At 66.5% G+C, this 24,897-nt stretch carries 21 protein-coding genes, 1 tRNA gene and 1 pseudogene; 10 read left to right on the top strand and 13 right to left on the bottom strand.

Translation table 11 applies throughout. From position 1 onward, the window contains the following. Positions 1-70: 70 nt before the first annotated feature. Positions 71-1,537: a lipase family protein gene (locus C3E79_RS02975; protein ID WP_108403568.1), complete on the top strand. Its 1,467-nt coding sequence runs from the start codon at positions 71-73 to the stop codon at positions 1,535-1,537. A gap of 16 nt (positions 1,538-1,553) precedes the next feature. On the opposite strand, the gene C3E79_RS02970 is transcribed toward C3E79_RS02975, so the two are convergent. The 5 genes and pseudogenes from C3E79_RS02970 to C3E79_RS11295 all read right to left on the bottom strand — a co-directional run. Next, positions 1,554-3,029 carry an ABC-2 family transporter permease gene (locus C3E79_RS02970; RefSeq protein ID WP_108403567.1) on the bottom strand — a complete coding sequence of 492 codons (1,476 nt, stop codon included), beginning with the start codon at positions 3,027-3,029 and terminating at the stop codon, positions 1,554-1,556. Next, positions 3,026-3,736, bottom strand: a complete 711-nt coding sequence (locus tag C3E79_RS02965; protein ID WP_108403566.1) for an ATP-binding cassette domain-containing protein — start codon at positions 3,734-3,736, stop codon at positions 3,026-3,028. Before C3E79_RS02965 ends, C3E79_RS02970 begins: the two co-directional genes overlap by 4 nt. Positions 3,737-3,812: 76 nt before the next feature. Next, a complete protein-coding gene (locus tag C3E79_RS02960; RefSeq protein WP_108403565.1) occupies positions 3,813-4,478 on the bottom strand; it encodes a response regulator in 666 nt (221 codons plus the stop codon). Continuing rightward, on the bottom strand, positions 4,475-5,581 hold the full coding sequence (locus C3E79_RS02955; protein WP_108403564.1) for a sensor histidine kinase: 1,107 nt from the start codon (positions 5,579-5,581) through the stop codon (positions 4,475-4,477). The genes C3E79_RS02960 and C3E79_RS02955 overlap by 4 nt, the downstream gene beginning before the upstream one ends. Before the next feature lie 64 nt (positions 5,582-5,645). Beyond that, positions 5,646-5,822, bottom strand: a pseudogene (locus tag C3E79_RS11295) (ABC transporter permease); the annotation flags it as partial. A 72-nt stretch (positions 5,823-5,894) separates the two neighbouring features. Here C3E79_RS11295 and C3E79_RS02950 point away from each other — a divergent pair. From C3E79_RS02950 to C3E79_RS02940, 3 genes are read left to right on the top strand one after another with little or no spacing between them, the layout of a single operon-like run. Next, positions 5,895-7,313 (top strand): IS30 family transposase, encoded by a 1,419-nt coding sequence (locus tag C3E79_RS02950; protein WP_108405021.1) that lies wholly within the window; start codon positions 5,895-5,897, stop codon positions 7,311-7,313. Between the two features lie 21 nt (positions 7,314-7,334). After that, on the top strand, positions 7,335-7,532 hold the full coding sequence (locus tag C3E79_RS02945; protein WP_108403563.1) for a hypothetical protein: 198 nt from the start codon (positions 7,335-7,337) through the stop codon (positions 7,530-7,532). Between the two features lie 9 nt (positions 7,533-7,541). Then, positions 7,542-8,117 (top strand): hypothetical protein, encoded by a 576-nt coding sequence (locus tag C3E79_RS02940; protein WP_108403562.1) that lies wholly within the window; start codon positions 7,542-7,544, stop codon positions 8,115-8,117. 75 nt (positions 8,118-8,192) lie between these two features. Here the strand turns inward: C3E79_RS02940 and C3E79_RS11805 are convergent, their stop codons facing one another. Continuing rightward, complete coding sequence (locus C3E79_RS11805) at positions 8,193-8,510, bottom strand: SdpI family protein (protein WP_425266438.1); 318 nt, start codon at positions 8,508-8,510, stop codon at positions 8,193-8,195. A 469-nt stretch (positions 8,511-8,979) separates the two neighbouring features. On the opposite strand from C3E79_RS11805, the gene C3E79_RS11685 reads away from it, so the two are divergent. Both C3E79_RS11685 and C3E79_RS02930 read left to right on the top strand, forming a co-directional pair. Then, positions 8,980-9,108, top strand: coding sequence for a hypothetical protein (locus tag C3E79_RS11685; RefSeq protein WP_268876065.1), 129 nt, complete (start codon positions 8,980-8,982; stop codon positions 9,106-9,108). Positions 9,109-9,139: 31 nt separating this feature from the next. Beyond that, the gene (locus C3E79_RS02930; protein ID WP_108403560.1) at positions 9,140-9,436 is read left to right on the top strand and encodes a hypothetical protein; all 297 of its coding nucleotides are present in this window, start codon (positions 9,140-9,142) and stop codon (positions 9,434-9,436) included. Positions 9,437-10,035: 599 nt separating this feature from the next. On the opposite strand, the gene C3E79_RS02925 is transcribed toward C3E79_RS02930, so the two are convergent. Both C3E79_RS02925 and C3E79_RS02920 read right to left on the bottom strand, forming a co-directional pair. Next, a tRNA-Met gene (locus C3E79_RS02925) sits at positions 10,036-10,109 on the bottom strand. A gap of 134 nt (positions 10,110-10,243) precedes the next feature. Continuing rightward, positions 10,244-13,186 carry a UPF0182 family protein gene (locus tag C3E79_RS02920; protein WP_108403559.1) on the bottom strand — a complete coding sequence of 981 codons (2,943 nt, stop codon included), beginning with the start codon at positions 13,184-13,186 and terminating at the stop codon, positions 10,244-10,246. A gap of 86 nt (positions 13,187-13,272) precedes the next feature. On the opposite strand from C3E79_RS02920, the gene C3E79_RS02915 reads away from it, so the two are divergent. Further along, a complete protein-coding gene (locus C3E79_RS02915; RefSeq protein WP_108403558.1) occupies positions 13,273-13,815 on the top strand; it encodes a PPA1309 family protein in 543 nt (180 codons plus the stop codon). A gap of 50 nt (positions 13,816-13,865) precedes the next feature. Beyond that, positions 13,866-14,519, top strand: coding sequence for a hypothetical protein (locus tag C3E79_RS11460; protein WP_179948309.1), 654 nt, complete (start codon positions 13,866-13,868; stop codon positions 14,517-14,519). On the opposite strand, the gene C3E79_RS02905 is transcribed toward C3E79_RS11460, so the two are convergent. Then, the gene (locus tag C3E79_RS02905) at positions 14,516-15,526 is read right to left on the bottom strand and encodes a YlbL family protein (protein WP_108405020.1); all 1,011 of its coding nucleotides are present in this window, start codon (positions 15,524-15,526) and stop codon (positions 14,516-14,518) included. The two genes, C3E79_RS11460 and C3E79_RS02905, sit on opposite strands and share 4 nt — an antisense overlap. A gap of 203 nt (positions 15,527-15,729) precedes the next feature. On the opposite strand from C3E79_RS02905, the gene C3E79_RS02900 reads away from it, so the two are divergent. Beyond that, positions 15,730-17,025, top strand: coding sequence for a zinc-dependent metalloprotease (locus C3E79_RS02900; RefSeq protein WP_108403557.1), 1,296 nt, complete (start codon positions 15,730-15,732; stop codon positions 17,023-17,025). Between the two features lie 7 nt (positions 17,026-17,032). Here C3E79_RS02900 and C3E79_RS02895 read toward each other — a convergent pair whose 3' ends face one another. Beyond that, positions 17,033-17,575 (bottom strand): M48 metallopeptidase family protein, encoded by a 543-nt coding sequence (locus C3E79_RS02895; protein ID WP_235840533.1) that lies wholly within the window; start codon positions 17,573-17,575, stop codon positions 17,033-17,035. Here C3E79_RS02895 and C3E79_RS02890 point away from each other — a divergent pair. Continuing rightward, positions 17,574-18,410: a hypothetical protein gene (locus C3E79_RS02890; protein WP_235840534.1), complete on the top strand. Its 837-nt coding sequence runs from the start codon at positions 17,574-17,576 to the stop codon at positions 18,408-18,410. The genes C3E79_RS02895 and C3E79_RS02890 overlap by 2 nt on opposite strands. On the opposite strand, the gene C3E79_RS02885 is transcribed toward C3E79_RS02890, so the two are convergent. Genes C3E79_RS02885 through C3E79_RS02875 form a run of 3 tightly spaced genes read right to left on the bottom strand, consistent with a single transcriptional unit; the run spans position 18,407 to position 24,877 of the window. Next, positions 18,407-20,458, bottom strand: coding sequence for an ATP-dependent DNA helicase UvrD2 (locus C3E79_RS02885; RefSeq protein WP_108403554.1), 2,052 nt, complete (start codon positions 20,456-20,458; stop codon positions 18,407-18,409). The two genes, C3E79_RS02890 and C3E79_RS02885, sit on opposite strands and share 4 nt — an antisense overlap. After that, positions 20,448-21,539, bottom strand: coding sequence for a potassium channel family protein (locus C3E79_RS02880; RefSeq protein WP_108405019.1), 1,092 nt, complete (start codon positions 21,537-21,539; stop codon positions 20,448-20,450). Before C3E79_RS02880 ends, C3E79_RS02885 begins: the two co-directional genes overlap by 11 nt. Positions 21,540-21,571: 32 nt before the next feature. After that, positions 21,572-24,877, bottom strand: coding sequence for an ATP-dependent helicase (locus C3E79_RS02875; RefSeq protein WP_108403553.1), 3,306 nt, complete (start codon positions 24,875-24,877; stop codon positions 21,572-21,574). Positions 24,878-24,897: the final 20 nt, after the last annotated feature.

Here is a 24,897-nt window from a genome sequence, read left to right as displayed (position 1 = left end):
TTCCCCGTCATCACACCTTTGCGGTAGCCTCCTCATCCGGGGAAAGATAATACCCAAGAAGGAGGACCCCATGCGCGCAACGTTCCGCGTGAAAACACTTGCCATCGGGCTCGCCGCCGCAGCGGCGTCGTCCGCCACCCCGGTGCTCGCTACCGCGCAAGAGCTCTCCTCTGTGCAGGGCCCACACGACGGCGCGCCCCTCGGCGGATCATCAATCGTCCAGTCCGGCGAGGAGTTCTTCGCCCCCGTGGACAACCTGGGTGACTACGCACCCGGCGAAGTCATCAGCACCAGGACGATCCCCTACCACTTCGTCGGCCTGCCGATCCCGGTCCAGGTCGTCCAGATCAAGTACCGCTCGACCGACCACGACGACAAGCCCACCTACAACATCACCTCGGTGGTCAAACCAACCGGCGAGTCCAACGGCCGGTTGGTCTCGATGCACTCGGTCTACGACTCCCTCGACCCGGCCCACAGCCCCTCTCGCGCCATCGCCGGGAATATCGCGCTCGGGCTGTTCAACTCCTGGATCGAGACCCCGACCATCGTCCAGATGCTCGCCGGCGGATACACCGTCGCCGTGACCGACATCGAAGGCCAAGACGCCAACTTCTTCGACGGCCCGACCTATGGCCGTCTCACTCTCGACGGGATCCGCGCCGCGGAGCGCACCCCCGAGACCGGCCTCTCCCCCGACGCCCCCGTCGGCCTGATCGGGTACTCCGGAGGCTCCATCGCCAGCGTGTGGGCCGCCCAGCTCGCCCCCACCTACGCACCCGACATCAACGCACGGCTCGTCGGCTCCGCCGCCGGTGGCGTGCCCACCAACGTGCTCAACCTGGTCAACTACATCGACGGCGCTCCGTTTTGGGGACCACTGACCGTCATGATCCTCATCGGCTTGTCGCGCTCCTACGACTTCTCGCTCGAGCCCTACCTCTCCGACTACGGCAAGCACATGGTCGACGACCTCTCGCGAGCCACCATTACCGAGGTCAGCGCGTCCTTTGCCGGGGTCGACTGGGCATCCCTGTTCAAGCCCGAATACCGCGACCCGCGGTCAATTCCCGAATTCGTCGACGCCGTCAACCGCAACAACCCCATCCTCGCCGCCGACCCGGCCACGCCGTTTTTCATCGGCCAGGCCAACAACGGGGAGATCACCGGCACACCCACCGGCCCCGAGGGAATCGGCACCGGGGACGGCATCACCGTCACCGGAGACACTCGGGCACTCGCGCACAAGTACTGCGAGGCCGGCAACCCGGTGATCTACCACGAGTACGCCATCATGGAACACACAGCAGGGTTCCTCACCTTCTCCGCCGGGGCGTGGCCGTGGCTGCAGGATCGCTTCGACGGCAAGCCCGCAGGCACCAACTGCGGCGACTTCCCCGCGGGCAACCCCGCGGAGCCGGCGACCACCGTGCCGCCAGCGAAAGGCGGCACGCAAGAGTATCCGAAGGACTTGGCGGGACTGCGCGAATTCCTCAAGGGCCGCGGCTCGTCCGGGTCATCAATGAGCAGCAGGTAAGCCCCGCTTGCAATGTCTAGCGCTCGGCTCGCTGAGACAGCATGCGGTGCGTATGAGCGTGCAAAGCCCCAGCGATGATAAGGCCGAGCACAATCGCGATGGCAGCCCGCGATAGGTTCCATGCCGTCTGGGGCCACGCGGGCAAGGCAATCAGCCACAGCGGCCCCCTCGCGAGGACGTCGCCGCCCAGCAAGACGGAGGCGAGCCAGAGCAGGAGAACCGCGAAGATGCTCAGCGCCGTCCCAAAGCGCACGAGGAGCTGAAACGCGATGAGGAAAACGACATCGCCGACCAACGTCCCGATGATAAGGCGCCTAGCCTCGTCGCTGGGCTCACCGCCAGCACTAAGCCCGATAAGCCCTGCGACGAAGCACACCGCTGCGATAATAGCAAGCGACCACAGCAGTATTACGCGAGCGATTCCAGGGAACTCAACCCGCATGATCCTCCACGCGCTAGACATCCTCAGCCATGTGAGCGTAGGCAGCAGTCCCGCGCCCAGGGGAAGCACCGCAAACACGAACAGGCCGTGAACGATGTCTACCGTATAGGTCTGCGCGATATAAGCCAGTGCCAAAAACGACACCCCGAGGCACCCCATCAGGGCTCCGCCGAAGGCGACGCTGGCTATTGCACGCCAGGAGCGTGGCCGCTGGGCGTCAACACGCTGCACGATGGCGGGAATGTATCCCGCACTACGCCTCACAGCGGAGGCCACTGCCTGTTCATTCCGCGCAGCACGCGTGGGCACGCGAACCCAGACGTTTTCCGTGGTGAGCAGCGCTGCCGCTATCCCCACGGCGGCAAGTATGCCGCACAAAGCGAGGGCGAGTCCGGGGCTTTCGTTGCGCAGCGGCGAGTCTGGCTCGAGGTAGAGGAGGTTCTGGTGAAAGCCACCGGCGGGAAGTATCAGCCGAAGCGGCCAGGCCATCGGCCAAACCCACCAGTAGTCCCCCTCAACGACCCGTCCGTTGGCGCCAATGATTTGCCAGACGAGAAAGACAATGACCGGCACGACGAGACCAGTCACACGCCCGAGTGCCGCGCCGAGGCCAGCGATGCCGATAGTGCCAATGAAGGCGAAAAGACCGAGGCGCACGACCCTCCCGATTCCCGGAACTCCCCCAATAGCGGCCAACGCCGATACGGAGGCGAAGAGAATCACGTGGAAAATGGCAAGGCTGACCAGCACCATACATAGACGGGCGCCCCTCTGCCTCACTGCGCTCACAGGGCGCCACAGCGTCGCTCCGTAGTGGGCTTGCCGCTCCCTCGACTCCGCGGTGGCCGCGAACAGGGCTGCTACAGGTGCGGCCAGGCCCGTTAAGTACACGCCCTGCCAGGCCATGATGCTCTCGATGGTCCTGTCCTGTTGAATGGCCCACCCCCGCAATATGAAGCCAATGATCGTCAGAGGTATCGCGACGAGCGGAAGCCATTGCAGCGCCGAGCCGCGGGCCCGTAGGAGTTCGGCGGAGAGGTAGCGGCTCATGCCAGCTCTCCCATCGTCAGCCGGAAAAACTCCTTCTCCAAGTCCCCGTCGGGGGCAAGCCTATCCAGCGGGCCGGAGTAGCGGATGTGGCCCTCAGCAAGCACGGTGGCGTCGTCGGCGAGGTGGATGACCTCGCCGAGCTGGTGGGAGCTCACCAGCACCGCGCGGCCCTGACGCGCCCATTCACGCAGCAGCTCGCGCAGCTCGGCGATGCCCTGCGGATCGAGGCCGTTCTGCGGCTCGTCAAGGACGAGGATCTCCGGGTCGCCGAGGATGGCCTGTGCCAGCGCGAGGCGCGCCTTCATACCGGTGGAGAAGCTGCCTGCCCGCTTGCGGCCGGTTCCTGCGATGCCGGCGACGCCGAGCGCGCGGTCCGCCTCGGCATCCGGTAGCCCGAGCAGGCGCGTGTGCACGAGCACGTTGCTTCGCGCACTGAGGTGCCCGTAGAAAGCGGGCCCGTTGACGGAGGCGCCGATGCTTTTGAGGTGATCTTTTGCCCAGGGCCGGCCGAAGATGCGCACCTCTCCCGCATCCGCGGGCAAGAGTCCGAGCAGGATCGAGATGAGTGTGGACTTGCCCGCGCTGTTGCGCCCGAGAAGGGCGTGCACGCGGCCGGGGGCGACGTCGAAGGTGACGTCGCCAAGAACTCGTTGCGCGCCGAAGCTCTTGGCCACGCGTTCAAAACTGATCGCTGGTGTGGTTGTCATGCCGCATATGCTGCTCGCTTATCTGCGCCCCCGGATCCGCCCGGAAGCCGAAATCCGCGCGAATGCTTCTCCTCCCCTAGGAGGAGGAGAGCCCCGCCCGGAGCGCGAAGAGCACGAGCGCCACGCGGTCTCGGGCGTGCAGCTTTGCCAGCAGGCTCGACACGTGGGTCTTCACCGTCGTCTCGGCAACATGAAGGCGCTCGGCGATCTCGGAGTTCGTGTAGCCCTCGGCAACGAGTGCGAGCACGTCCATCTCCCGTGCGGTGACGAGGTCGAGGGCACGGCGCTGCTCCAGGGAGAGGGCCCTGCCGCGTGAGTGTGCGGCGCGGTAGGCCGCGAGCACGGGACCGGTGACCTTGCTGGAGAGCACCGACTCCCCCGCCGCCACCGCCCGCACCGTGGCGGCAAGCTCCTCGGGGTCGGAGTCCTTGAGCAAAAAGCCGTGCACCCCGGCAGTCAGCGCCTCGGCGACGAGCTCTTCGTCGTCGAAGGTGGTGAGCATGACCACGCGGATGGATGGGTGAGCGGCCATAATCGCCTTGGCCGCTGCGATGCCGTCCATCCTCGGCATCCGGATGTCAAGCACGGCGACGTCGATAAGCCTCCCCCGCGCGGCGGCGACCGCCTCTACGCCATCGCGGGACTGCGCCACGATCTCGATGTCGGGCTCGGCAGCGAGGATGGTGGCCAGGGCCTTAGCGAGCAACGCTTGGTCATCTGCAAGCAAGACGCGGATGCTCATAACGGCAGCTCCGCGTGGACGCGAAAGCTCTTAGGGCTGCCGCCTGCTCGAAAGCTGCCACCAAGCGAGCGGGCGCGCTCCTCGAGTCCGATGAGCCCCGTTCGTGAGCCGCGGCTGTCGGCCTGCGCGGTGCCGCTCGAGGCGACGTCTATCGCGAGGCAATCCCCGCAGGTCACCTCCACGATCACGCGAGCACCGACGCCCTGGTGCCGCAGGACGTTGGTGAACGCCTCTGTAACGATCCGAGAGACCGCCAGCTGGATCAGCTCAGGCGAGGCGTCAAGCTCCGCAGGGATCCGCGCGTCAATGTCGAGCCCCGCAGCGCGGAAACCCTCGATCACGCCCGGGAGGTCTACGCGTCGGGCAACGGCACTGCTGTTGCGCAGCGCGTGGACGATCTCGCGTACCGCGGTGAGCGCCTCATCGGAGGTCTGCCGGATCTCCTCGAGCGCGCCCACGGCCGCCTCAGGATCGCTTTTCGACGCCACGAGCCCCGCGGCCGCCTGCACTTTCATGAGGGTGAGGCTGTGCGCGAGGGCGTCGTGAAGCTCGCGCGCGATGAGCATGCGCTCCTCTTCCTGCGCGCCGCGTAGTGCCGCGAGCCGCTGCTTTTCCTCCGCCTCGCGCTGCCGCTCGATGGCGTAGCCGCGGGTGCCGGCGAAGTAGACCGCGATGAGCAGCGCCCAGTGGAAAGCCAGGCGGAATGCCGCCTCGGTGCCTGCCGCGTAGCGCAGCTCGAGACTCTCCTGGAGCTGCCACATCGCCGGCGAGACGAAGGAGCCCGCCAAAGACAGCGCCAGGACGAGGCCCGGGGCACGGCGGTCGGTGCAGTGGCGGGCCGAGGCATAGACGGCCATCGGGGCGACGACGAGCCAGGGCGCCACCCCCGGATTCGCCGGCAGCGCCGCGAACCACGAGACCGACCACGCGGCCAGCCCGACGAAGAAGCCCGCGGCGCTCAGCACCGGGCGGGAGCGCCACACCCAGAAGAACGGGACGAACCACGCCGAGGCCAACGCCTGCAGGATGTTCACCGGTGTCGGCGTGCTCACAGCGACGAGAACGTAGAGGAGAGCGAGCGCGGCCGCGACCGCCGTTAGCACACGGTCCCCTATAGGCACTGTCCTCCAGAGGCGATCCCGCATGGAGGAATATCGTACCGGGTCGCTACTCGTAGCGCAGCGCCTCGATCGGGTCGAGCTTGGCGGCCCGGTCGGTCGGGTAGAGGCCGAAGAACAGGCCGATCGCCAGAGAGTACCCGAGCGATAGGAGCACGGCGTAGAGCGGCGGAAACACAAGGTTGCCAATGAGCAGCGAGCCCGTCATACCGAATTCGGAACCAAGGCGGATTCAACTGGTCGTCGCAACACCTTGAGGTGAGAAAGGTGTTCAAGGATGGCGACCAAGGACTGGAGCATGAAGACCAGCGAGGTCCCGGAGGGGATGCGGCGGCAGTGGCGCGCGGACCGGGCGTTGCGGCCAGCAATGCGCTCTCCGGGCAGACCGCAGCCATCGAGGGCGGTGCAGCGACAATTCTGGCGCCTGATCGCGGCCGGGGTCACGACAGCGGAGGCAGCGCTGGCGGTGGGGGTGTCGGTGCCGGTCGGATCACGGTGGTTCCGTCACGCTGGCGGTATGCCACCGCTGACGTTGACGGAGCCAACTGGTCGTTATCTCAGTTTCGAGGAGCGAGAGGAGATCGCGATCTTGCGTGCTCAGGGACGCGGTGTCCGGTCGATCGCGCGTACCCTTGGGCGGGATCCGGGCACGATCAGTCGGGAGTCGCGCCGCAACGCTGCTACCCGCAGCGGGAAGCTGGAGTATCGCGCCACGGTGGCCCAATGGAAAGCCCAAGAGGCCGCGAAACGACCCAAGACCGCGAAGCTGGTGGCCAACCTGCGGCTTCGCGACTATGTCCAGGACAGACTCTCTGGGAAGGTCACTGGCCCGGACGGGACGCCGGTGGAAGGGCCGGTCACGCCGACGTGGAAGGGGTTGAACAAGCCTCGTCGGCAAGATCGACGGTGGGCCACCAGTTGGAGCCCGGAGCAGATCAGTCACCGCTTGAAGCTGGATTTCCCTGATGATGAGTCAATGCGTATCAGTCATGAGGCGATCTACCAAGCGTTGTTCATCGAAGGCCGCGGCGCGCTGAAGCGTGAGCTGGTGGCTTGCCTGCGAACGGGCAGGGCGTTGCGACAGCCCCGTGAGCGTTCCCGGAACAAACCCGGCGGTCATGTCGGCGCCGAGGTCGTGATCAGCCAACGCCCCGCAGAAGCCGCTGATCGCGCTGTTCCAGGACACTGGGAAGGTGACCTGGTCATCGGGACCGGCCGCTCTGCGATCGGGACCTTGGTCGAGCGTCGCAGCCGCGCGACGATCCTGGTCCACTTGCCCCGCCTCGACGGCTGGGGCGAGCACCCTCCGGTCAAGAACGGCCCCGCGCTGGGCGGCTACGGTGCAGTCGCGATGAACGCGGCTCTGGCCGCTGCGATCACGACCCTGCCCCAGCAGTTACGCAAGACGATCACCTGGGACCGCGGCAAGGAACTATCAGGACATGCCGCGTTCACTCTTGAGACTGGCACCAAGGTGTTCTTCGCTGATCCGCACTCCCCGTGGCAACGGCCCACCAACGAGAACACCAACGGCCTGCTACGTCAGTACTTCCCCAAGGGCACCGACCTGTCCCGCTGGAGCGCAGACGACCTCGAAGCGGTGGCCCACACCCTCAACAACAGACCCCGCAAGACCCTCGGCTGGAAGACCCCCGCCGAAGTCTTCGGTGAAGCACTACAATCCCTGAAACAAGCCGGTGTTGCAACCACCGGTTGAACCTGCCCAATTACGATCCCGGTGATTCCTCCGACCAAGCAGACGATGATCGCCTCGGCGATGAACTGCGTCCGGATGCCGCGCTGGCACGCGCCAAGGGCCATGCGCACGCCAACCACCGTGAGCATGGCTCCCATCATCGTGATCCGATGGTTGAAGCTCGCGATCTCCCTCGACGCGTTGGACACCTTGGCGTGGAAGTCGGGGTTGTACGCGTAGAACGAGTCCATGACGGGCTGCAGCTGCTGGCCGACGGCGGCCTTCGTCGAGGCGTCGCCAGCCGCCCGCACCGAGGTGCTCGGGAAGGCGGTGCCCGCGCCCGGTTCGGAGGGGATCTACCACTACATCGCGGCAGGAACAGCCGACGACCACGCCTGGTCGACGCTGAAGTACAAACAAGACTTCATCCAGCAGATCTACCAGGGCACACAGGCCGCAAACTCCCTTGACGTCGACGATGATAAGTCCAATGTGCTCGCACGCAACAAGTCGCTCGCCACCGGAAACCCTGAATTCGAGCGCGAAATCGTTCTCGCCCGCGAAGTCTCCGAGCTCCAGTCGAAAAAGACCGAGCACACAGCACAGACGGAATCGGCGGAGTTCTACATCGCTACAGCGGCTAAACAGTATGGGCCGGTTGGGGCCACGACGGAATCAGCATCGCCACCGCCAATGGGGAACTCATCGTCAAATACGATTGGCCGCCAACCGAGTCACGATACATCTGCACAAACTAGACAAAGACGCCAAGAAAAATCATCGGCTTCCGGTGTCCCGAGGCAAAACATTCGTAAATATAGATAATTCCTTGAACGACGAGTGCGGGATTGCCACCCCAACTACTACTGCAGCGATCCTGTTTTCTAAATGGCGATCCTTCTACTTAGTCATGGACAGCTTTGCTCTCTGATTTGCTTTGGATGCGGACCAAAGCAAAGTGATGATTTGTACCACTAGGGTGGCTACTGGGAGGGCGTAAAGTGAACCCGTAACGGTGTTGCCGTCGGGCTTGAAAAAGATAAGGGCCAGCACCGAAAACAGCGCTCCTACGAAACCCGTGATTGACGCCGCATTCAAGTAAGGAATGGCCGCCTTATGGCCTTCGTTCCATGCCGCGTCGGAAGAGAGGGTAGCTCTAGTCCTGATGCCGATAGCCTCGATGCGCTCTAGGCTACCCCTGTTCGTCGCACTAACCATCCCGGAGGACAGTAGTGAGAGAAGTAGAGCCCCCACCACTAGAAATACATAACCAAACACCAAATTACCCCTTTCTTTGACTGTGTGGAAGGAGAGGCTGTGTTGAGGAGGTGCCCAACATTCGGCAAGTCGGATGTTTGGCGGTGCCCCGCTCCAAGCCATCACGGGTCGACATTGGGGTCAAGTTCATTGCGAGGTTCTGAGCTCCCCGATTCCGGCTGTTAGGCCGCCTGGCACTGGTTCAAGGAGTGAGAACACTCATCGCTGGGGGATAATATAGGGCCCTGCCGGAGCCGGAGCCGGAACCCGAATGGGCGCGAGCCGATGTAGTTGGTGTGCTGATGGGGTTAGTTCCTGTGATGCCTCAAGACTTTAGCGGCATAACATAGAGGGTTGGGGCGTCAATCTTCGCTAGCGCCGGCGGACCCAGGAGCTCGCTGCCAGCGGCGCTCTCAGCGACGGTGAGGTCATGGTCAAGGCGATTACCAATGATCCTTACGCCGGGATGACATGGGAGGAGCGGGACGCGGCGCTCGCACATGACCACGAGATGAGCTCGAAGTGCCCACCCCTTGACTACGTCGAGTCGCTGCAATAGACAGAAGCCGATCGCGAGAAGGGAACTGACGATGATGACGACTATTTCCGGCCGGGTCTTTGGGGCGCCCGCGAGAGATGATGACGCGAACCCCGAGCGGGTAACGATGCAGATTTTTGCCCGGGACCCCGACAATCCGCGGTTGTTGTTGGTCGCGCAGGCTTTTGCTGAAGGGGCTCTCGCTGAGCTCGTCGCCGCCGACTACACCCACGGTTCGATGATCACCGCCACTGGTGTGTTGACACGGAGACCACCCCTGCCCGAAGGACAAGAAGCGGGAAACACCTACGCTTCACTCGCCCTTACCGACGTCACACGCGGGCTATGACTCGCCCCGACTTCAACTTCGACCCCGAGGTCCAGGTCCTCAACAGCCTGCTGTGGTCACAGAATGACAAAGCGGACGCGTACGTGCTCGACCCTCTCGGTGAAGAGGACGTTTTCAATCCACTCCATGGTCAACTTTTCACTGCGATCAAGGACGCCCATACACACGGCCGGGGCGCGACGCCGCAAGCGTCAACGCACACCTACTGGCCAGCCACGACGCACTCGGTGTCATACACCCAGAGGCTGTCAGTCACCTGATCGTCAACACCGCGGTAATAGACGCGATCTCCACGGCAAGGCCTACGCGGTTCTCTGCGACTCCTACCGCCGGGGTCTCGAGACGGTTGCCGACTCGTTGAAGTTCGCCATTGAAAAGCGCCGATGGAGGATCTCTTTGACCTCCTGGTCGGTCGCGGCAAGCAATAGCGCGCGAGCTCCACCGCGCCGGAGAACACGACTCCGCACGAGCGCATTGAAGACCAGCTCGGGCGAGGCGAGGCCGCCGCTTCACCGTTCTGCTTCCCCGGCCCGTCGCATCCGTGCGCAACGAAATGACCCCCTCTCCCGAAGGAGAAGGGGTCAATCTCAGATAATTAGTAGCGGGGGCAGGATTCGAACCTACGACCTCTGGGTTATGAGCCCAGCGAGCTACCGAGCTGCTCCACCCCGCGACGGGTGATATGTACTTCACCTGCTGCCCTCGCGGGCGGAACCCCGTCCGCGTCGGCAACGTGTACCAACTATAGTGACGCCCCCACTAAACACCAAATCCCCTGGCGAGGTGTGGTTTCGCCAGGGGATCAGGCTACTTCTGGAGTTTTTGGTACTCCCCGACCGCCCGATCCAGCTCGTCGAGGGCTTTGCCGTACTCCTCGAAGGAGCCGTTGCGGGCCCCTTCCAGGTTGCGCAGCGCGTCGTCGATGCCCTTGAGAGCCTCATCGGCGCTCTTTGCGGTACCCGGCTGCACGGCAGGTGACGGCGCCTTATCCTGCGCGTCGGGCGCCGGAGCGGCGTCGTCGGCAATGGAGATGTCCTGCGCGGCGTCCGACTGGATACCAACCTGGCTCAGCGCCTGCGAGATCGTCGGAGCGTAGCCAACGCGGCCCTGATAGAACACGAGCACGCGCAGGAGCTTCGGGAACGCCGAGGCCTGGTCCTTGCGCTGGGAGTAGACCGGCTCGACGTAGAGGATCTCCCCATCTCCCACCGGCAAGGTAAGGAGGTTGCCGTTCTTCAGGTCGTTCGTGCCCTCCCACAGCGAGCGGTCGCGCGCCACCTGGTCGGAGGACATCAGCTGGTCCTGGGCCTGCTTCGGCCCCTGGGTCTGCGTGTTCGTCGGCAGCACCCGCACGGTGATCTTGCCGTAGTTCTCCGGATCGGAGCCCACCGACATGTGGGCCGAGAGGAACTCGCGGTTGAGACCGCGGTACGGGGTGATGAGCTGGAAGGACGGCTGCCGCGTCTCGGGATCGGCCGCGACGACGTAGTACGGCGGCTGGTTGAGCTCCTGGCGCCCCTCCGGCGCGGTCGGGTCGTTGGGCACGGACCAGAACGCGTCGTTGCTGAAGAACACCGCAGGGTCGTCGACATGGTAGCGGGCGAGCAGCTCGCGCTGCACCTTGAAAAGGTCCTCAGGGTAGCGCAGGTGCTCGCGCAGCGTATCGGAGATCTCGCTGGCCGGCTTGACCGAGTCCGGGAACACCCCCATCCACGCCTTGAGCACCGGGTCCTGCTCGTCGAAAGCGTAGAGCTCGACGGTGCCGTCGTAGGCATCGACTGTGGCCTTCACCGAGTTGCGGATGTAGCCCAGGTTGTTGTTCACCAGCCGCTGCGTCGTACCATCTGGGTTGAGCGCATCTTGGGTGGTGTTCTCCATCGAGGTGCGGGTGGAGTACGGCAGCTGGGACAAGGTGGTATACCCATCGACGATCCACTTCACCCGGCCGTCGATCACCGCCGGGTAGGTCTTTGAATCGGTCGTCAACCAAGGGGCGACCTGCTCGACGCGGTTGCGCGGATCGCGGTCGTAGAGGATCTTCGACTCCCCGCCCACCCGGTCGGACAGTAGGAAATTGAGCTCCTGGTACTTCAGCGCGTATGCCGCACGGTTGAACCAGTTGCCCAGGTCAACACCGCTTTCACCGGCATAGGTGTAGCTCGAAGAATCCGTGTCGTACTCTACCGGGCCCTGCCCGTTGTCCCCCACGATGGCGTAGTCCAACCCGTCGTCCGACGACGCGATGACGGGACCATAGTAGATGCGTGGCTCCTCGACCTTAATGCCGAGCTTATCCGCCTCATTGCTTTCCGACGCCACAGCGTTGGCCTGCAGGTCAGAAACGGTGAAGATGGGAAGGCCGCCGCGCGTCGAGCCAGCGTCTTGGGCCGCTTCATCGACAGTATTGGCCTGCGCGGCGATAAACCCGTTGCCGTGGGTGTAGACGGTGTGCCGGTTGATCCAATCGCGCTGGTTTTCACGCAGTGCGTTCGGGTCGAGCTCGCGGGCCGCAACGACGAAATCGCGCATCTGGCCATCGACCTCGTAGCGGTCCATCGCCAAGGTCTCAGGGAAGCCGTAGAAGTTGCGCAGCTGCTGGTTCTGGGTAAACGTCGGGGAGATGATGTCCGGGTCGAGCAGGCGGATGTTGGAGATCGTCGCCGCGTCGTTCGCGACCTTCTGATTGGCCTGGTTGGACGACTCCCCCGCCCCCCAGTTATCGAGGTAGGTGACCTGGTCGTCGGTAATCCCGTAGGCGTAGCGCGTGGCCTCGATGTTGCGGCCGATGTATTCGTTTTCCTTCGCCTGGCGGTTGGGCTTGACGGAGAACTGCTCGAGCAACGCGGGCCACACCCCGCCGATGACCACCGCGGAGACGAGCATGAGGACGGTGGCGAGCACCGGGATGCGGAAATCCTGGAACACGATCGAGGCGAAGAAAGCTGCCGCCACGATCACCGCAATGACCATCAGCGCGATCTTCGCAGGAAGGGAGGCATTAATCGTCGTGTAGGAGGCGCCGGTGAAGATGTCGTTTTGCTGATAGAGCAACGTGTAGCGCTCAAGGAAATACCCCACCGCGCGCAGCAGCATCCACAGCCCTGCCGTCACAGCCAGCTGGATCCGAGCGGTGCGCGAGACGTACCCGCTGACCCCCGCGATGTTCGAGCCGATCCTGATCCCGCCGAGCAGGTAATGCGCGACCAGCCCGACAAAGAAGGCGACGATAAGCAGCATCGACAGCGTGCCCAGCACCACCGAGATACCGGGCAACGCAAACGCGTAGAACCCGAGGTCTCGGCCGAACTGCGGGTCCGTCACCCCGAAGTCCCCGCCCTCGAGCCACAGCATGATCGTGCGCCACGAGCGCTGCCCCGCCAGCCCAGCAAACACCGCGACGGCGAGCGGAACCCAGACCAACAAGTTGCGCACCGCCGAGGCGATCTGCGCCCGGTACGGCGCGTCGACAGCTCCCAGGATGCTGCGCGGGCGGCCGCGCCACGCAACGTAGGCGGCCGCATACGCGATGGCTCCACCCACCGCGGCGAAGACCACGAAGAGCGCAACTCGGGCGAGAAGTACCTTGTTAAACACGCCACGGAAACCGAGATCCCCGAACCACAGCCAATCCGTGTAGAACCCGGCGGCCATGGGAACGAGGAACAAGATCAACGCGACGACCCCAATGACGGTCAAGATCCCAGAGTTCGTCCTCGCGCTCGGCTGCGGCGGGGTGAGGCGGGTAGCCAATCCAGCTCCTTAAAAGATTCTAAGAATGATCAATGTCATGTATAGCCTAGGCTGTTAAACGATCTCGTAACCCGAAAGGTTCCCCCATGCGCGAGCAGCAGGCACTGAACAAGGCGATGATGGAGGCCGTGGAATTCGTCCACGCGGAAGGCTGGGACGCCGGGCCGACTCTGTTCGGCCTCGTGCCCACGCGCCTCCTCGTCGACCACCTTGACAACCTCGAGGCCGCCGACGCGCCGACGGAGGCGCCGCTCACCCTCGTCGTCCAGGACAACCTCCCGGCGAGCCTCCCACCCGGCTCCCCCGAGCTGGCAGACTACGTCGCGCGCGTCGTGTGGCCCCGCGAGGTCGAAGGCGTCATCCTCGCCCAGGAGATCTCCTTTGTCGATTCCTCCGCGCCGGGAGTTCAAGGACCACGCCCGGCGCGGCTGTTTTCCGGGGTATTGCGCAGCGACGACGTCGAGCTCACGCTCCTCCAGCTGCGCCCCACGGACGAGGAGCTTGCGCAGCGCGGCCCGTTCGCCGAGGACGACATCGAGCTGCGCGGCGGCCCGGGCGTCGCGCCGGGCGTGATTGCGGCGCTGCGCTACGGGCTCGAGCAGGAGCCGGACGAGGGGGATTTAGGGTAGTGTGCGAACTGTTTGAGTGTGACCGAACGCCGTCTCTAGGAGTCATCCGAGTGATCCACCCCTCCTCCCGCCCCGCCGCCGCGGCCGTTGCATTGGCGTGCGCGGCCGCCATCCTCGCCGCCTGCACCTCACCCCAGAGCATATCCCCGCAGGGTGGCGGGGTGGACCAGGAAAGCGCGACGAGCACCGAGGCAAGCACCGCCACGAGCACTGCGACGAGCACCGCCACGAGCACTTCCGCAGAGGCGAGCACCGAGGCGAATAAAACGCGGGAGAAAGACGCTCGAGAGAAAGAGGCGGTCGGCGTCGTGGCCCAGCGCTTCTCCACGCTGGCGCCGGAGTCGTTCTTCGCGCAGTTGGACGAGTGCCTCGCCGTCGATTCGGACGGGTCCTTCGACTGCTCCGGCCCCGATGTCGGCCAGTTCCAATTCTTCGACTCTGACGCGAAAGCCGCCTCCACAACGCAACTGCTCACCGAGCTGCGCAGCTCCCGCATCGTCGAAGACACCGGCGAGCGCGTTGTCGGGTGGTCGACTCTGGGCACCACAGTGATCATCACAGTCGTGGACAACACCACCGGCCAAGTCATGCAACAGCTCATGTCCTCCGATAAGGATGACCCGCGCGAGCGCATCGTCTCGCTCGGCCTCGCCAAGCCGGGCGGCCAGGCCACCGAAGAGCAGCAACAGCAGCCTGCGGGCTAGCGGCAGGCGGGGACGTCGCGGCCCGCGCTAAAGTCCTGCATGGCCGAGATGGCGTCGTCAAGCGTGGCGACGCCCGCTACCACCATCTCCCCGGAATCGACGCGCGCGACCTCAGAACAATTGCCCGCGGGCGCCAAAAACAGCTCCGCCCCGGCGTCGCGCGCCGCCCGGATCTTGTGCGCAATGCCCCCAATCGGGCCGACCTTACCGTCCTCGGCGATGGTTCCGGTGCCCGCGACAAACCGCCCGCCGTTGAGCAGTCCCGGGGAGAGCTTGTCAATGACGGCAAGAGAGAACATCATCCCCGCGCTGGGGCCGCCCACATCATTGAGGTTATAGTCCACCGAGACATCCCCTGCCGGCTGCGAGGTCATGAGCACCCCGAGCTGCGGTGAGCCAGGCTCTTCGGGGTTATCCCCGAGTGTGGCCTCCACGTCGAAGGCACGCTCACCGCGCCTGACGCCCAGCACCACCTTCTCGCCCGCCGCGCGCGCCCGCACGAGGTCTTGCACCTCGCCGGGCTGAGATACCCCGCGCGCATCGACGGCCGTGATGACATCGCCCGGCTCTAGCACGCCATCCGCGGCGGATCCGGGCACGAGGTCGTGGACGACCACCTCGGTCGGCAGCCCGAGGTGGTTCATCGCCGCCACCGTCGCCGCCGCCTCGGAGGCGACGAACGCAGACTCGTTGAGCCTGCGCAGCTCCTCCTCGCTCACATCGGGCGGGATGACCTGCCCCAACGGCACCAAGGTGTCTCCGGTACCGATCCAGCGGCCCAGCGCCTGCGCCAGGGTCATGTTCGTGCGCACCGAAACCGTGGTCATGTTGAGGTTGCCCTCCGTGGGATCCACCTCGGCGCCCTCAACGTCGACGACCGGGGTGCCTTCGACGTCGCCAAGCGTGTTAAACGTCGGCCCCGGGCCCTCGGCGGCGAAAGGAACGGTGAGGGCGATATCGGTAGCGGGCACGTGATCGAGCGAGAGCGCGAGCGCGAGCAACCCCACCGGCACCGCCCCCCAGATCACCGTGGACCAGCGGCGCGGGTTGTCCTCGCGCGGCGGCGTGGGCACTTGCGTCGGCCCTGTTGTCGGCCCTGTCGTCGGCTCTGTCACGGGGCAACATCATATCCCAGCGCTAAGCCACAGACACAGCCGCGTTCGCTCTCAGCATCCACCCGCACCCCGTGCGCCACTGTAGTGTGTGTGGTATGAGTAACGGATTCGGTTTCTCCTTTCCCCACAACGGCAACGGAGACGGCGACGGCGACAACTTCGACCTCGGCGACATCCTCAACCAGTTCGGGCAGATGCTCTCCGGCATGGGCACCAGCATGAACAACCGGGCCGAGGGGGAAGCGGTGAACTTCGACCTCGCGGCCCGCATCGCCCGCCAGCGCATCGGCGAGCAGCCCGCCGCCTCCGCGGGCGATGCCACCGCCGTGGCCGAATCCCTGCGGCTAGCGGACCTGTGGATCGACGAAGCCACCGACCTGCCTACCTCCCCCGCGCAGCCCGCCGCCTGGAACGCCGGCGACTGGCTCACCCACACCATGCCGATGTGGAAGCGCCTGGTCAACCCCGTCGCCGAGCACATGGGGCGCGCCCAGCTCGAATCCATGCCCGAGCAGGCCCGCGAGATGATGGGCCCGATCGCCGGGATGATGAACTCGATGAACTCGATGAGCTTTGGCATGAAGCTTGGCCACGCGCTCGGCGACCTTGCCCAGCAGGCGTTAACCGGCACCGATTTCGGCCTGCCGGTCGCACCACAGGGCACGGCCGCGATCTTGCCGCACAACGCCACGGCGATTTCCAAGGACCTAGGCGTGGCCAGCCAAGAGGTGCTCGTGTTCATCGCAGCCCGCGAAGCTGCCCGCCAGCGCCTCTTTACCCACGTGCCGTGGCTCGTTGAACGCATCGTGTCCTCGGTCGAGGAATACGCCGCCGGGCTCGAAATCGACACCTCCCACCTCGAGGAGGTGGCACGCTCGCTCGACCTAGAATCGAGCGACCCGCAGCAACTGCAGGAAAAGCTCAACGAGCTCCAGGGCATGGACCTTAGCCCTCGCATCGGGACGAGGAACTCGCTGGCGAGCTCGCGCCTAGAGACGCTCCTCGCGCTCGTCGAGGGCTGGGTCGACGTCGTCGTCACCGCTGCCCTCTCCGACCGCATCCCCTCGACCAGCCAGCTCACCGAGGCGTGGGCGAGACGGCGCGCCACCGGCGGCTCCGCCGAACGGGCCTTTGCCAACATCGTTGGCATCGAGCTCTCCGCCCCCAAGGTGCGCGAGGCAGCCGAGCTGTGGCGGCGGGTCGATGTGGCCGTGGGCACCACGCGCCGCGACGCCGTGTGGGACCACCCCGATTTCCTCCCCACCGCCGAAGACATCGACAGCCCCGCGGAGTTTATCGACTCCCTGCTCGATGATGCACCGGATACCAGCTTCGACGAGGAGCTAGCCAAGCTCGAAGAAGACCTCCGCAACGGCGACGACGAGCGCTAGCCCCCGCTCAGCGCGCGAAGCGCTGGTAGGCCTCGAGGTAGCCCTTGGCGCGCTCCGCCAGCGGTGCGCGGTCAGCCAGCTCCCAAAACTGCGGCCCGTGGCCCGGCACGATTGTGTGCGCCAGCTCGTGGACGATTACCACATCGACGACGTAGTCGGGCACCTCACGCAGGCGATCGCTGATGCGGATGTCTCCGGTGGCGACGCTGCACGATCCCCACCTGGTATGTTGCCTGCTGGACCAGCGGATCGAGGTGAAACTGGCCCGCCCGCCCAGCACGGAATCGTTGAGCTGGCGGGCGCGGGCGAAGAGGGCGTCGTCACTCTTGCCCAAGCGCGACGCGGTGGCCTTGCGCTCGAGCCTGCCCACCATCTCTTCGACCACCCGGCGCTCCTCGGCCCGGCTCATCCGTGCCGGGATGCGCACCTCAAGCACGCCGGCAACGAGGCGCGCCGAGACGGTCTTCGTCCGCTTCGCCGAACGGATCACCCGCACGTTTTCCTCCGCCCACATGAAAAGTGAGTCTAGCTGTGGTGAAATAGTGCGCATGCAGGCCCTCCTCCGCCTCGCCCCCGGCGCGCGCGTCATTGCGCGCGGCACGAACGCCCTGCAGTTCGGCCTCGACGCGACGCGCTGCGGCATCGTCGAGACCGACCTTGCCCCGCGCATCGCCCCGGTGCTGGCCAGGTTGAGCGAGGCGGCCCCGGAAGCCGAGGTCGTCTCCGGCCTGGTGGAAGCGGGCCTTCGCCCCGCCGCGGCGCTCAGCCTGCTCGGCGACCTCATCTCATACCGGGTGGTGGTGGCGGTGCCCGCGGCCCGCCCCAGCGTGCTCGTCTGTGGCGCGGGCCCGCTATACGACGCCACCACGGCGCACCTCAGATCCGCCGGCGCCACCGTGCGCAGCGCCCTTGGCGCCGAGCCCCTCTCTCGCGCCCTCGAAGGGCTAGACGCCCACATCCCCGTCGCGCTCATAGACACGCTCCCCCATGCCCTCGCGCACGCGCACGACCTGCGCGACCACGCCGGTGACACGCTACCGATCTCTGTAGTGGACACCCGGGTCTTCATCGGCCCGCTCGGCGGCAACCGCGGCGGCCCCTGCCCCTTGTGCGCCCACCTCTATCACGCCGAGCGCGACCACCAGTGGGGCGCCATCATCCGGGCCAACGCCCCCGACCCCGCAGCGGCGGACCCGCTGGTCGTCGCGGCCGGAGCGGCCGCGGCCGCGGTCGCGCTGCGGCGACTGTGCGGGCTGCTCGACCCGCCAGGCGTCTCCGCGCCAGGCCTGCGCCGCGGCGAGGTCATCACCATCGACCCCTTCGGCCCCACGCCGCTGGCCAGGGAGGTCGTCTCCCCGCACGGCGACTGCCCCGTGTGCTTCTAGTCCACAAACGGTCGAAGCACCTCGAGGACTTCGCCACCGTACTTGTCCACCTTCACCGGGCCAACCCCGGAGACGCCCAACAGCTCCGCCTCGGACGCGGGCATCGTCTCGACGATGGAGAGCAGCGTCGCATCCGAGAAGACCATGTACGCGGGGTGGCCCGCCTCCCGCGCCGTCTCGAGCCGCCACGCCTTGAGCGCCATGAACGCCTCCTCGTTGTACTCCGGCTCGCAGTCGGCGTGCCGGCCAAGCGACTTCTCGGCGGGCGTGCCCAGCGGGCCCGCGCACACCCGGCAGGCACGGGGTCGAGAGAGCCGGTCGGGGGTCTTTTCCACCTCGAGGTCAGGGGCAATGCCGTCGAGGAAGCGAGAGCGGGTGCGCGACTTGCGCCCGCCCTCCTGGCGCGCCAGCGACCACGAGAGGCGCAGGTGTTCGCGGGCGCGGGTCACCCCGACGTAGAGCAGCCTGCGCTCCTCCTCGATCTGCGCGTCGCCGGCCTTGATCGCGTGCGAGATGGGCATGGTGTTATCCACCAGGCCGACGAGGAACACCGCGTCCCACTCCAGGCCCTTCGCCGCGTGCAGGCTCGCCAGGGTCACCCCGTCGACGCTCGGGGGCTGCTTTGCATCCGCGCGTTGGCGCAGGGAGCGCAGCACGTCGGTGAGGTTGTTCGCCTCCCGCGTGGTCACGATCTCCTCGATGAGATCCACCAGCGCGCCAAGGGTTTGCCAGCGCTCGCGCGCCTGCGCGCCCTCCGGCTCGCTCGGGGTGAGCCCGAGAGGCGCGAGGGCGGCCCGCGCCACGGCGACCGGGTCGTCCGGCAGGTCGGTGCGGCGGGCGGCGGAGACCAAGGCGCCGATCGCCTCGCGGATCTCTGCGCGCTGGAAAAAGCCCTCGCCGCCCCTCACCTGGTAGAGGATGCCGGCGTCAGCAAGAGCGGCTTCAAACGCCGCTGATTGGGCGTTGATGCGGTAGAGCACGGCGATTTCCTTGGCGGGAGTTCCGGCGTCGATAAGCGCGCGGATCTGCGTGGCCACCTCGCGCGCCTCCGTCGGCTCGTCATCGAAGGCCGCGAAGGTGGGGGCGGGCCCCGCCGGGCGCATGCCCTCGAGCTCGAGTCGGGTGCCCGCCGCCCTGCCCTGTGCGCGCGAGATCACCGTGTTGGCGAGCCCGGTAATCTGCGGCGTCGAGCGGTAGTCCCGCTGCAGCTTGACCACGGTGGCGTGGCCGTAGGTGCGCGAGAAGTTCAAAAGGTAGTTCGGGGTCGCGCCGGTAAACGAATAGATCGTCTGGTTCGCATCGCCGACGACGGTGAGGTCGTCGCGCTGGCCGAGCCAGCCCTCGAGGACGCGCTGCTGCAGCGGTGTGACGTCCTGGTACTCATCGACAACGAAGCTTTGGTACTGGGAGCGGAACTCCTCCGCCACTGCGGGCGCGTTCTCCAGCGCCCCGGCGACGTGGAGGAGCAAGTCGTCGAAGTCGAGCAGCATGCCCTCGGGGCTCGTTTTGTACTCCTCATAGAGGCGATAGACCTGCGCGACCTGCTCCGCGTCCGCGGGCGGGGTGCGGTTCGTTCCGCTCACGCGCCGCGCGTAGTCCTCGGCACCGATCACCGAGGCCTTCGCCCATTCGATTTCCCCTAAGAGGTCGCGCACCATTTCCTTGTTGGCGGCGAGCCCGGCGGCACGCGCGGCGCGGCCGACCAAGGGGAACTTGTTGTCGAGCACCCGCCACGGCAGGTCGCCGGCGACCTGGGGCCAGAAGTAGCGCAATTGGCGCAGAGCGGCGGCGTGGAAGGTGCGCGCCTGCACCCCGCCGATGCCGAGGGTGCGCAGCCGATCGCGCATCTCCCCTGCGGCCCGCTGGGTAAACGTCACGGCGAGGACCTTGTTCGGCGAGACCATGGATTGGTCGATCAGGTGCGCGATGCGGTAGGTAATGGTGCGCGTCTTGCCGGTCCCCGCCCCCGCGAGGATGCACACGGGCCCGCGCGGCGCGGTGGCCGCAACACGCTGGTCGGCGTCGAGCAGGGAGAGATCAATTGCCACTGGCAGCCTCTGTCTTTCCCGTGATCTCTCGGGTGTGGCGAACGTAGAGGAGCCGATCGCCCGGCTCGACCGTCTCCGCCTCCGGCGAGTCGATGCGGTAGAGCTCGCCGGATCGCACCACGCCGAGCACGATATCGGCGAGGTGGCGCGGGTTCGCCCCGACCTCGTCGTCGCCGATCGGGCGCTCCGCCACCGCGAAGCCCTCATCGGGGCTGAGCAGGTCCTCCATCATCGCCACCACCGGCGGCGTGACGGTGGCGATACCGAGGAGGCGCCCGGCGGTTTCCGAGGAGACCACGACGGAATCCGCGCCCGATTGCATGAGCAGGTGCTGGTTTTCGCTCTCGCGTACCGACGCCACGATCATCGCACTCGGTGCAAGCTCCCGCACCGACAGCGTGACCAGCACCGCGGTGTCATCGCTGGACGGGGCGACGACGACGGAGCGCGCCCTCGTGACCCCGGCGATCTTGAGCACGTCGGACTTCGTCGCGTTGCCGTGGACCGTGACCAGGCCGCGCTTTTCCGCGCGGGCGAGTACTCCCGCGTCCTGGTCGACGACGACGATGGTGTTCGGCGAGGCGCCGTCAGCAAGCAGGGCGTCGATGGCGGAGCGCCCCTTGGTGCCGTAGCCGATGACGATGGTGTGGTTGCGCACGGTTCTCCTCCACTGCTGGATCTGAAGGGTTTTGCGGGAATCTTCGGTCAACACGGCCAGGGTGGTGCCGACGAGCAGCATCAGGAAGGCGATGCGCAGCGGGGTGATGAGGAAGATGTTCATCAGCCTCGCCTCCTGCGTCACCGGGGTGATATCGCCGTAGCCCGTTGTCGAGAGCGATACCGCCGAGTAATACAGGGCGTCGACGAAGGTGAGTTCCTCCGAGTAGCCGCCCTTGTCAAGGTAGACGATAAAGGCCACAGCGACCATGAGGATCGAGGCGTAGAGAAACCTGTTGAGGATGATCGCCCACGGCGTCGCGCGCGCCGCCGAGGGGATCCGCACGACGTCGATAAGCGTGTGCACGGGGGTATCGCTCACGTCGGCGTCGGCGCGGAAGCGATCGCGCCACGTCAGCCCCATGGGGTTGTTGTTAAAGATCCTCACCTCGGCCCTCATGCCCTTTCTGCGCCGGAGTCTGCTTGGAACTCTAGCCCGTGCCCGGCCGATTGCCGAAGCAACCGCTCGAGCTCGGCGGATCCGGGCAGCTCGCCAGGCTCGAAGTCTTCGCCGGTGCGCACGTAGAAAAACATCGCCCGCACCGGCCTGCCGTCCGCCGCGATGCGCCGCCACGCCTCGGCGTAGACGGCGAGCTGGAGCTTCGCGCTCTCCATCTGGGCCGGGGCCGGCTTGGTGCCCGTCTTCCAGTCCACGACCACCCAGCTGCCCCCCTGCTCGAAGACCGCGTCCATCCTGCCCCGCACCACGGCGGAGCCGAGCGCGAGCTCGAAGGGCTGCTCGACGTACGCGGGCGTCTTCGCGGCCCAATGGCTTTTCTCGAAGTTGGATTTGAGCAGCTCGAGCGTGCGCTTGTCCACGTCCGGTTCCTCGCCCCCGGGAAGCTCATCTTCCGTCAGCAGCGGGCGGGCGTGGTAGAACTCTTCCAGCCAGGCGTGGAACGCGGTGCCGCGCTTGGCGTACGCGTTGGGTTTAAACGGCACGGGGCGCCTCGCGCGGCGGGCAAACTGTTCCGGATCGGCCTTCAGCGCCACCATGTCGGAGGCCGTGAGCTCGCCGGGCAGCATGACCGGCACCTCCGGGGCCTGCGCGGCGAGGTGTTCTTCGATGAGCGCCGTGGTGTCGCGCTCCCAGAGGGAGTAGAGCTCCCCCTCGGTCAGCGCGGGGAGGTCTTCGATGGCCGCGGAGACGAGGTCGGCCGCCGCCGCGTCCGCGGGATCGACGCGCAGGTGCGGCCAGGTCCCCTCCCGCTCGCGGTCGAAGCTCACAGGCTCGGCCGGGGCCGTCTCTTCGGCAGAGCTTTCTTCCCTGCCTTCTCCCCTGCCTTCTCCCCCGGCCCAGGCCACCACGGCGTGATCAGGGACGAGCCCGCGGATCGCCGCGAAGTGCTCGTAGGGCTCCGCGGCGCTCTGGCGGCCGGGCACGGTGCGCGAGGCGGTGATGATGAGCTTGCGCTCGGTGCGGGTAACCGCGACGTAGAACAGGCGGGCGGCCTCCTCCGCCATCTTCTCGCGGTCTGCGGCGATGTAGTTCTTCGCCGCCTTCGCGAACTGCTTGCGGTCCTCAGCGTCGTCGAAGGCGTCGAAGTCTTCGTCCGGCACGCGCCCGATCTGGGTGAGGAACGTCGAGGCCTGGGCCTTGTACGTCGAGGCGTCGGCGCGCGCGACGGCGACGGTATCCCATTCGAGGCCCTTCGCCTTGTGGGCGGTGAGGATCTGTACCCTGTCGGAGGCCACGACCACGTTTCCTGGGGTGAGGCCGCCCTCGTGCTCGCGCGCGAGCTGGAAGTAGTCCAGGAGGGAGTCAAGGCTGGTGCCCGGGTAGGTGGCGACCACGTCCAAGAGGCGGTCGAGGTGGGCCGCCCCGGTGGCGGAGGGGCGCGAGAGCACCTCGGTGCGGATGCCGAAGACCGAGATGATGTCGGCGAACAAGTCGGGCAGCCGCTTGCCCAGCGACTGAGTGCGCAGCCTGCGGAGCTTGGAGGAGAGTGCGTTGATGCGGGCGAGGCCTTCCTGGCTGTAGCGCTCCTCCTCGCCGTGGTCCGCCACAGCATCGGTGAGGCCGGCCGGCGCGTCGCCCCCCGCAGTGATGTCGGCGGCCTCCTCGACGAGCTGGCGCAGCTGCGCCCGGTAGTGCTCGAGCGGGTCCTCGAGCATCTCGGCTTCCGGGCGCGCGCCACGCAGATTGGCGGCCCGGGCGGCGAGCGCATCGAGGTCGTCGAGGCCTAGCCCCACCGCCGGCCCTGCCAAGACACGCAGCGCCGCAGCGGAGTCGTCCGGGCGCACGAGCATTGTGGCGATTGCCACGGTATCGGCGACCTCGGGGACGTCGAGGAGGCCGGCCAGCCCGACAATTTCGTAGGGGATCCCGCGCGCGGCCAGCGCCTCTGCCACCTCAGGAGAGGTCTTGTTGGCGCGCACGAGCACGGCCGCGGAGAACGGCTCCCCGTCTTCCTGGGCCTGGTTGTATTGCCGGGCGAGCTCGTCGGCGAGGAAGTCGAGTTCTTCGTCGTCTCGCTCGAAGTAGCCGAGCAGCACCTCGCCGGGGGCCGCGCCCGGGCGCGGCTCGAGCGGCGCGACAGGGCGTTTCGCGCCGGTGCCCAGCAGCGCGTCCGAGACCTCGTTTGCGAGTGCGAGCACCTCCGGCGGATTGCGCCACGAGGTCGTGAGCTGCATCTTTGGCGCGGGCCCGCCGTCTGGGGCAGGGAAATCCTCGACGAAGGCGGCGAGGTTTTCCACGGTAGCCCCGCGCCAGCCGTAGATGGCCTGCATGGGGTCGCCCACCGCGGTGACCGTGAGCGGGTTCCGGCCGTCTTCGCTGCTGCCTGAGCCCTCGCCGAAGAGGCTGCGCAACAACACGCGCTGCGCGTGGGAGGTGTCTTGGTATTCGTCGAGCATGACCACTCGGAAGCGGCTGCGCTGGGATGCTCCCACCGCCGGGTGGTGGGAAGCGAGCCGCGCGGCGACGGACATCTGCTCGTTGAAGGTGACCACGCCCCGTGCGGCCAGCTCGGAGGCAAGCTTTTCCACCAGCGGCAGGTAGGCGCGGCGGCGCTCCTGGGTAGCGCGCCATCTCGTCATCTCGTTGGTGAACTTCGCCGGATCCTTACCCCCGTCCAGCGCCTCCGTCTCCGCGAGGAACGTGCGCGCATGCTCGGCAACCTCGTCGGGTTCGGCGAGGTCATTACCCATGTTGGTCACCAGGTCGAGGAGGTCGGTGACGACAGACGCGGGGGTCGGGTTCGCCCCGCCGGGCACGAGGAGCGTCCCGGCGTAGTCCTGCACGACCTCGTGTGCGATGGCGTGCAGCTCCGCGTCGGTGATCATGCGCGCATCTGGCTCGACCGGGACGAGCAAGCCGTATTCGCGCACGAGGTCGCCGGCGTAGGCGTCGTACGTGGACACGGTCGGCGCGATGATCTCGAGGGATCTCGCCAGCTGCCCCGAGGGGTCGAGCCGGCGCACGAGGTCAGCGTTGGAGGCGAGCGCGCTCAGCCGGTCGCGGATGCGTTTACCCAGCTCTTGGGCCGCCTTGCGCGTAAACGTCAACCCGAGGACTTCCTCGGGGCGGGCGTACCCGTTGGCCACGAGCCAGACCACGCGCGCCGCCATGGTCTCCGTCTTGCCCGCGCCCGCGCCCGCCACGACGAGCAGGGGGCCAGGCTCGGCGCCGATGATCTCCGCCTGCTGCTCAGTCGGCGGGAATTTTTGACCAAGGTATTTCGAGAGCACGGCCGGGCTCATCGGCTGGCGCCCTCCGCCTT

This window comes from Corynebacterium liangguodongii (assembly GCF_003070865.1).
GTDB lineage: Bacteria > Actinomycetota > Actinomycetes > Mycobacteriales > Mycobacteriaceae > Corynebacterium > Corynebacterium liangguodongii.
Note: the sequence above shows the minus strand (reverse complement) of the source record. Positions and strands in the feature narration are given on the sequence as shown.

Excerpts from the sequence above, each read along its gene's own strand:
- C3E79_RS02930 (WP_108403560.1), top strand. The coding sequence starts at position 9,140 with ATGATGACGACTATTTCCGGCCGGGTCTTTGGGGCGCCCGCGAGAGAT.
- C3E79_RS02940 (WP_108403562.1), top strand. The coding sequence starts at position 7,542 with ATGACGGGCTGCAGCTGCTGGCCGACGGCGGCCTTCGTCGAGGCGTCG.
- C3E79_RS02960 (WP_108403565.1), bottom strand. The coding sequence starts at position 4,478 with ATGAGCATCCGCGTCTTGCTTGCAGATGACCAAGCGTTGCTCGCTAAG.
- C3E79_RS02880 (WP_108405019.1), bottom strand. The coding sequence starts at position 21,539 with ATGGGGCTGACGTGGCGCGATCGCTTCCGCGCCGACGCCGACGTGAGC.
- C3E79_RS02970 (WP_108403567.1), bottom strand. The coding sequence starts at position 3,029 with ATGAGCCGCTACCTCTCCGCCGAACTCCTACGGGCCCGCGGCTCGGCG.
- C3E79_RS02915 (WP_108403558.1), top strand. The coding sequence starts at position 13,273 with ATGCGCGAGCAGCAGGCACTGAACAAGGCGATGATGGAGGCCGTGGAA.
- C3E79_RS02875 (WP_108403553.1), bottom strand. The coding sequence starts at position 24,877 with ATGAGCCCGGCCGTGCTCTCGAAATACCTTGGTCAAAAATTCCCGCCG.
- C3E79_RS02950 (WP_108405021.1), top strand. The coding sequence starts at position 5,895 with ATGAAGACCAGCGAGGTCCCGGAGGGGATGCGGCGGCAGTGGCGCGCG.
- C3E79_RS11805 (WP_425266438.1), bottom strand. The coding sequence starts at position 8,510 with ATGGTTAGTGCGACGAACAGGGGTAGCCTAGAGCGCATCGAGGCTATC.
- C3E79_RS02890 (WP_235840534.1), top strand. The coding sequence starts at position 17,574 with ATGCAGGCCCTCCTCCGCCTCGCCCCCGGCGCGCGCGTCATTGCGCGC.
- C3E79_RS11685 (WP_268876065.1), top strand. The coding sequence starts at position 8,980 with ATGGTCAAGGCGATTACCAATGATCCTTACGCCGGGATGACATGGGAG.
- C3E79_RS02900 (WP_108403557.1), top strand. The coding sequence starts at position 15,730 with ATGAGTAACGGATTCGGTTTCTCCTTTCCCCACAACGGCAACGGAGAC.
- C3E79_RS02895 (WP_235840533.1), bottom strand. The coding sequence starts at position 17,575 with ATGCGCACTATTTCACCACAGCTAGACTCACTTTTCATGTGGGCGGAG.
- C3E79_RS02965 (WP_108403566.1), bottom strand. The coding sequence starts at position 3,736 with ATGACAACCACACCAGCGATCAGTTTTGAACGCGTGGCCAAGAGCTTC.
- C3E79_RS02975 (WP_108403568.1), top strand. The coding sequence starts at position 71 with ATGCGCGCAACGTTCCGCGTGAAAACACTTGCCATCGGGCTCGCCGCC.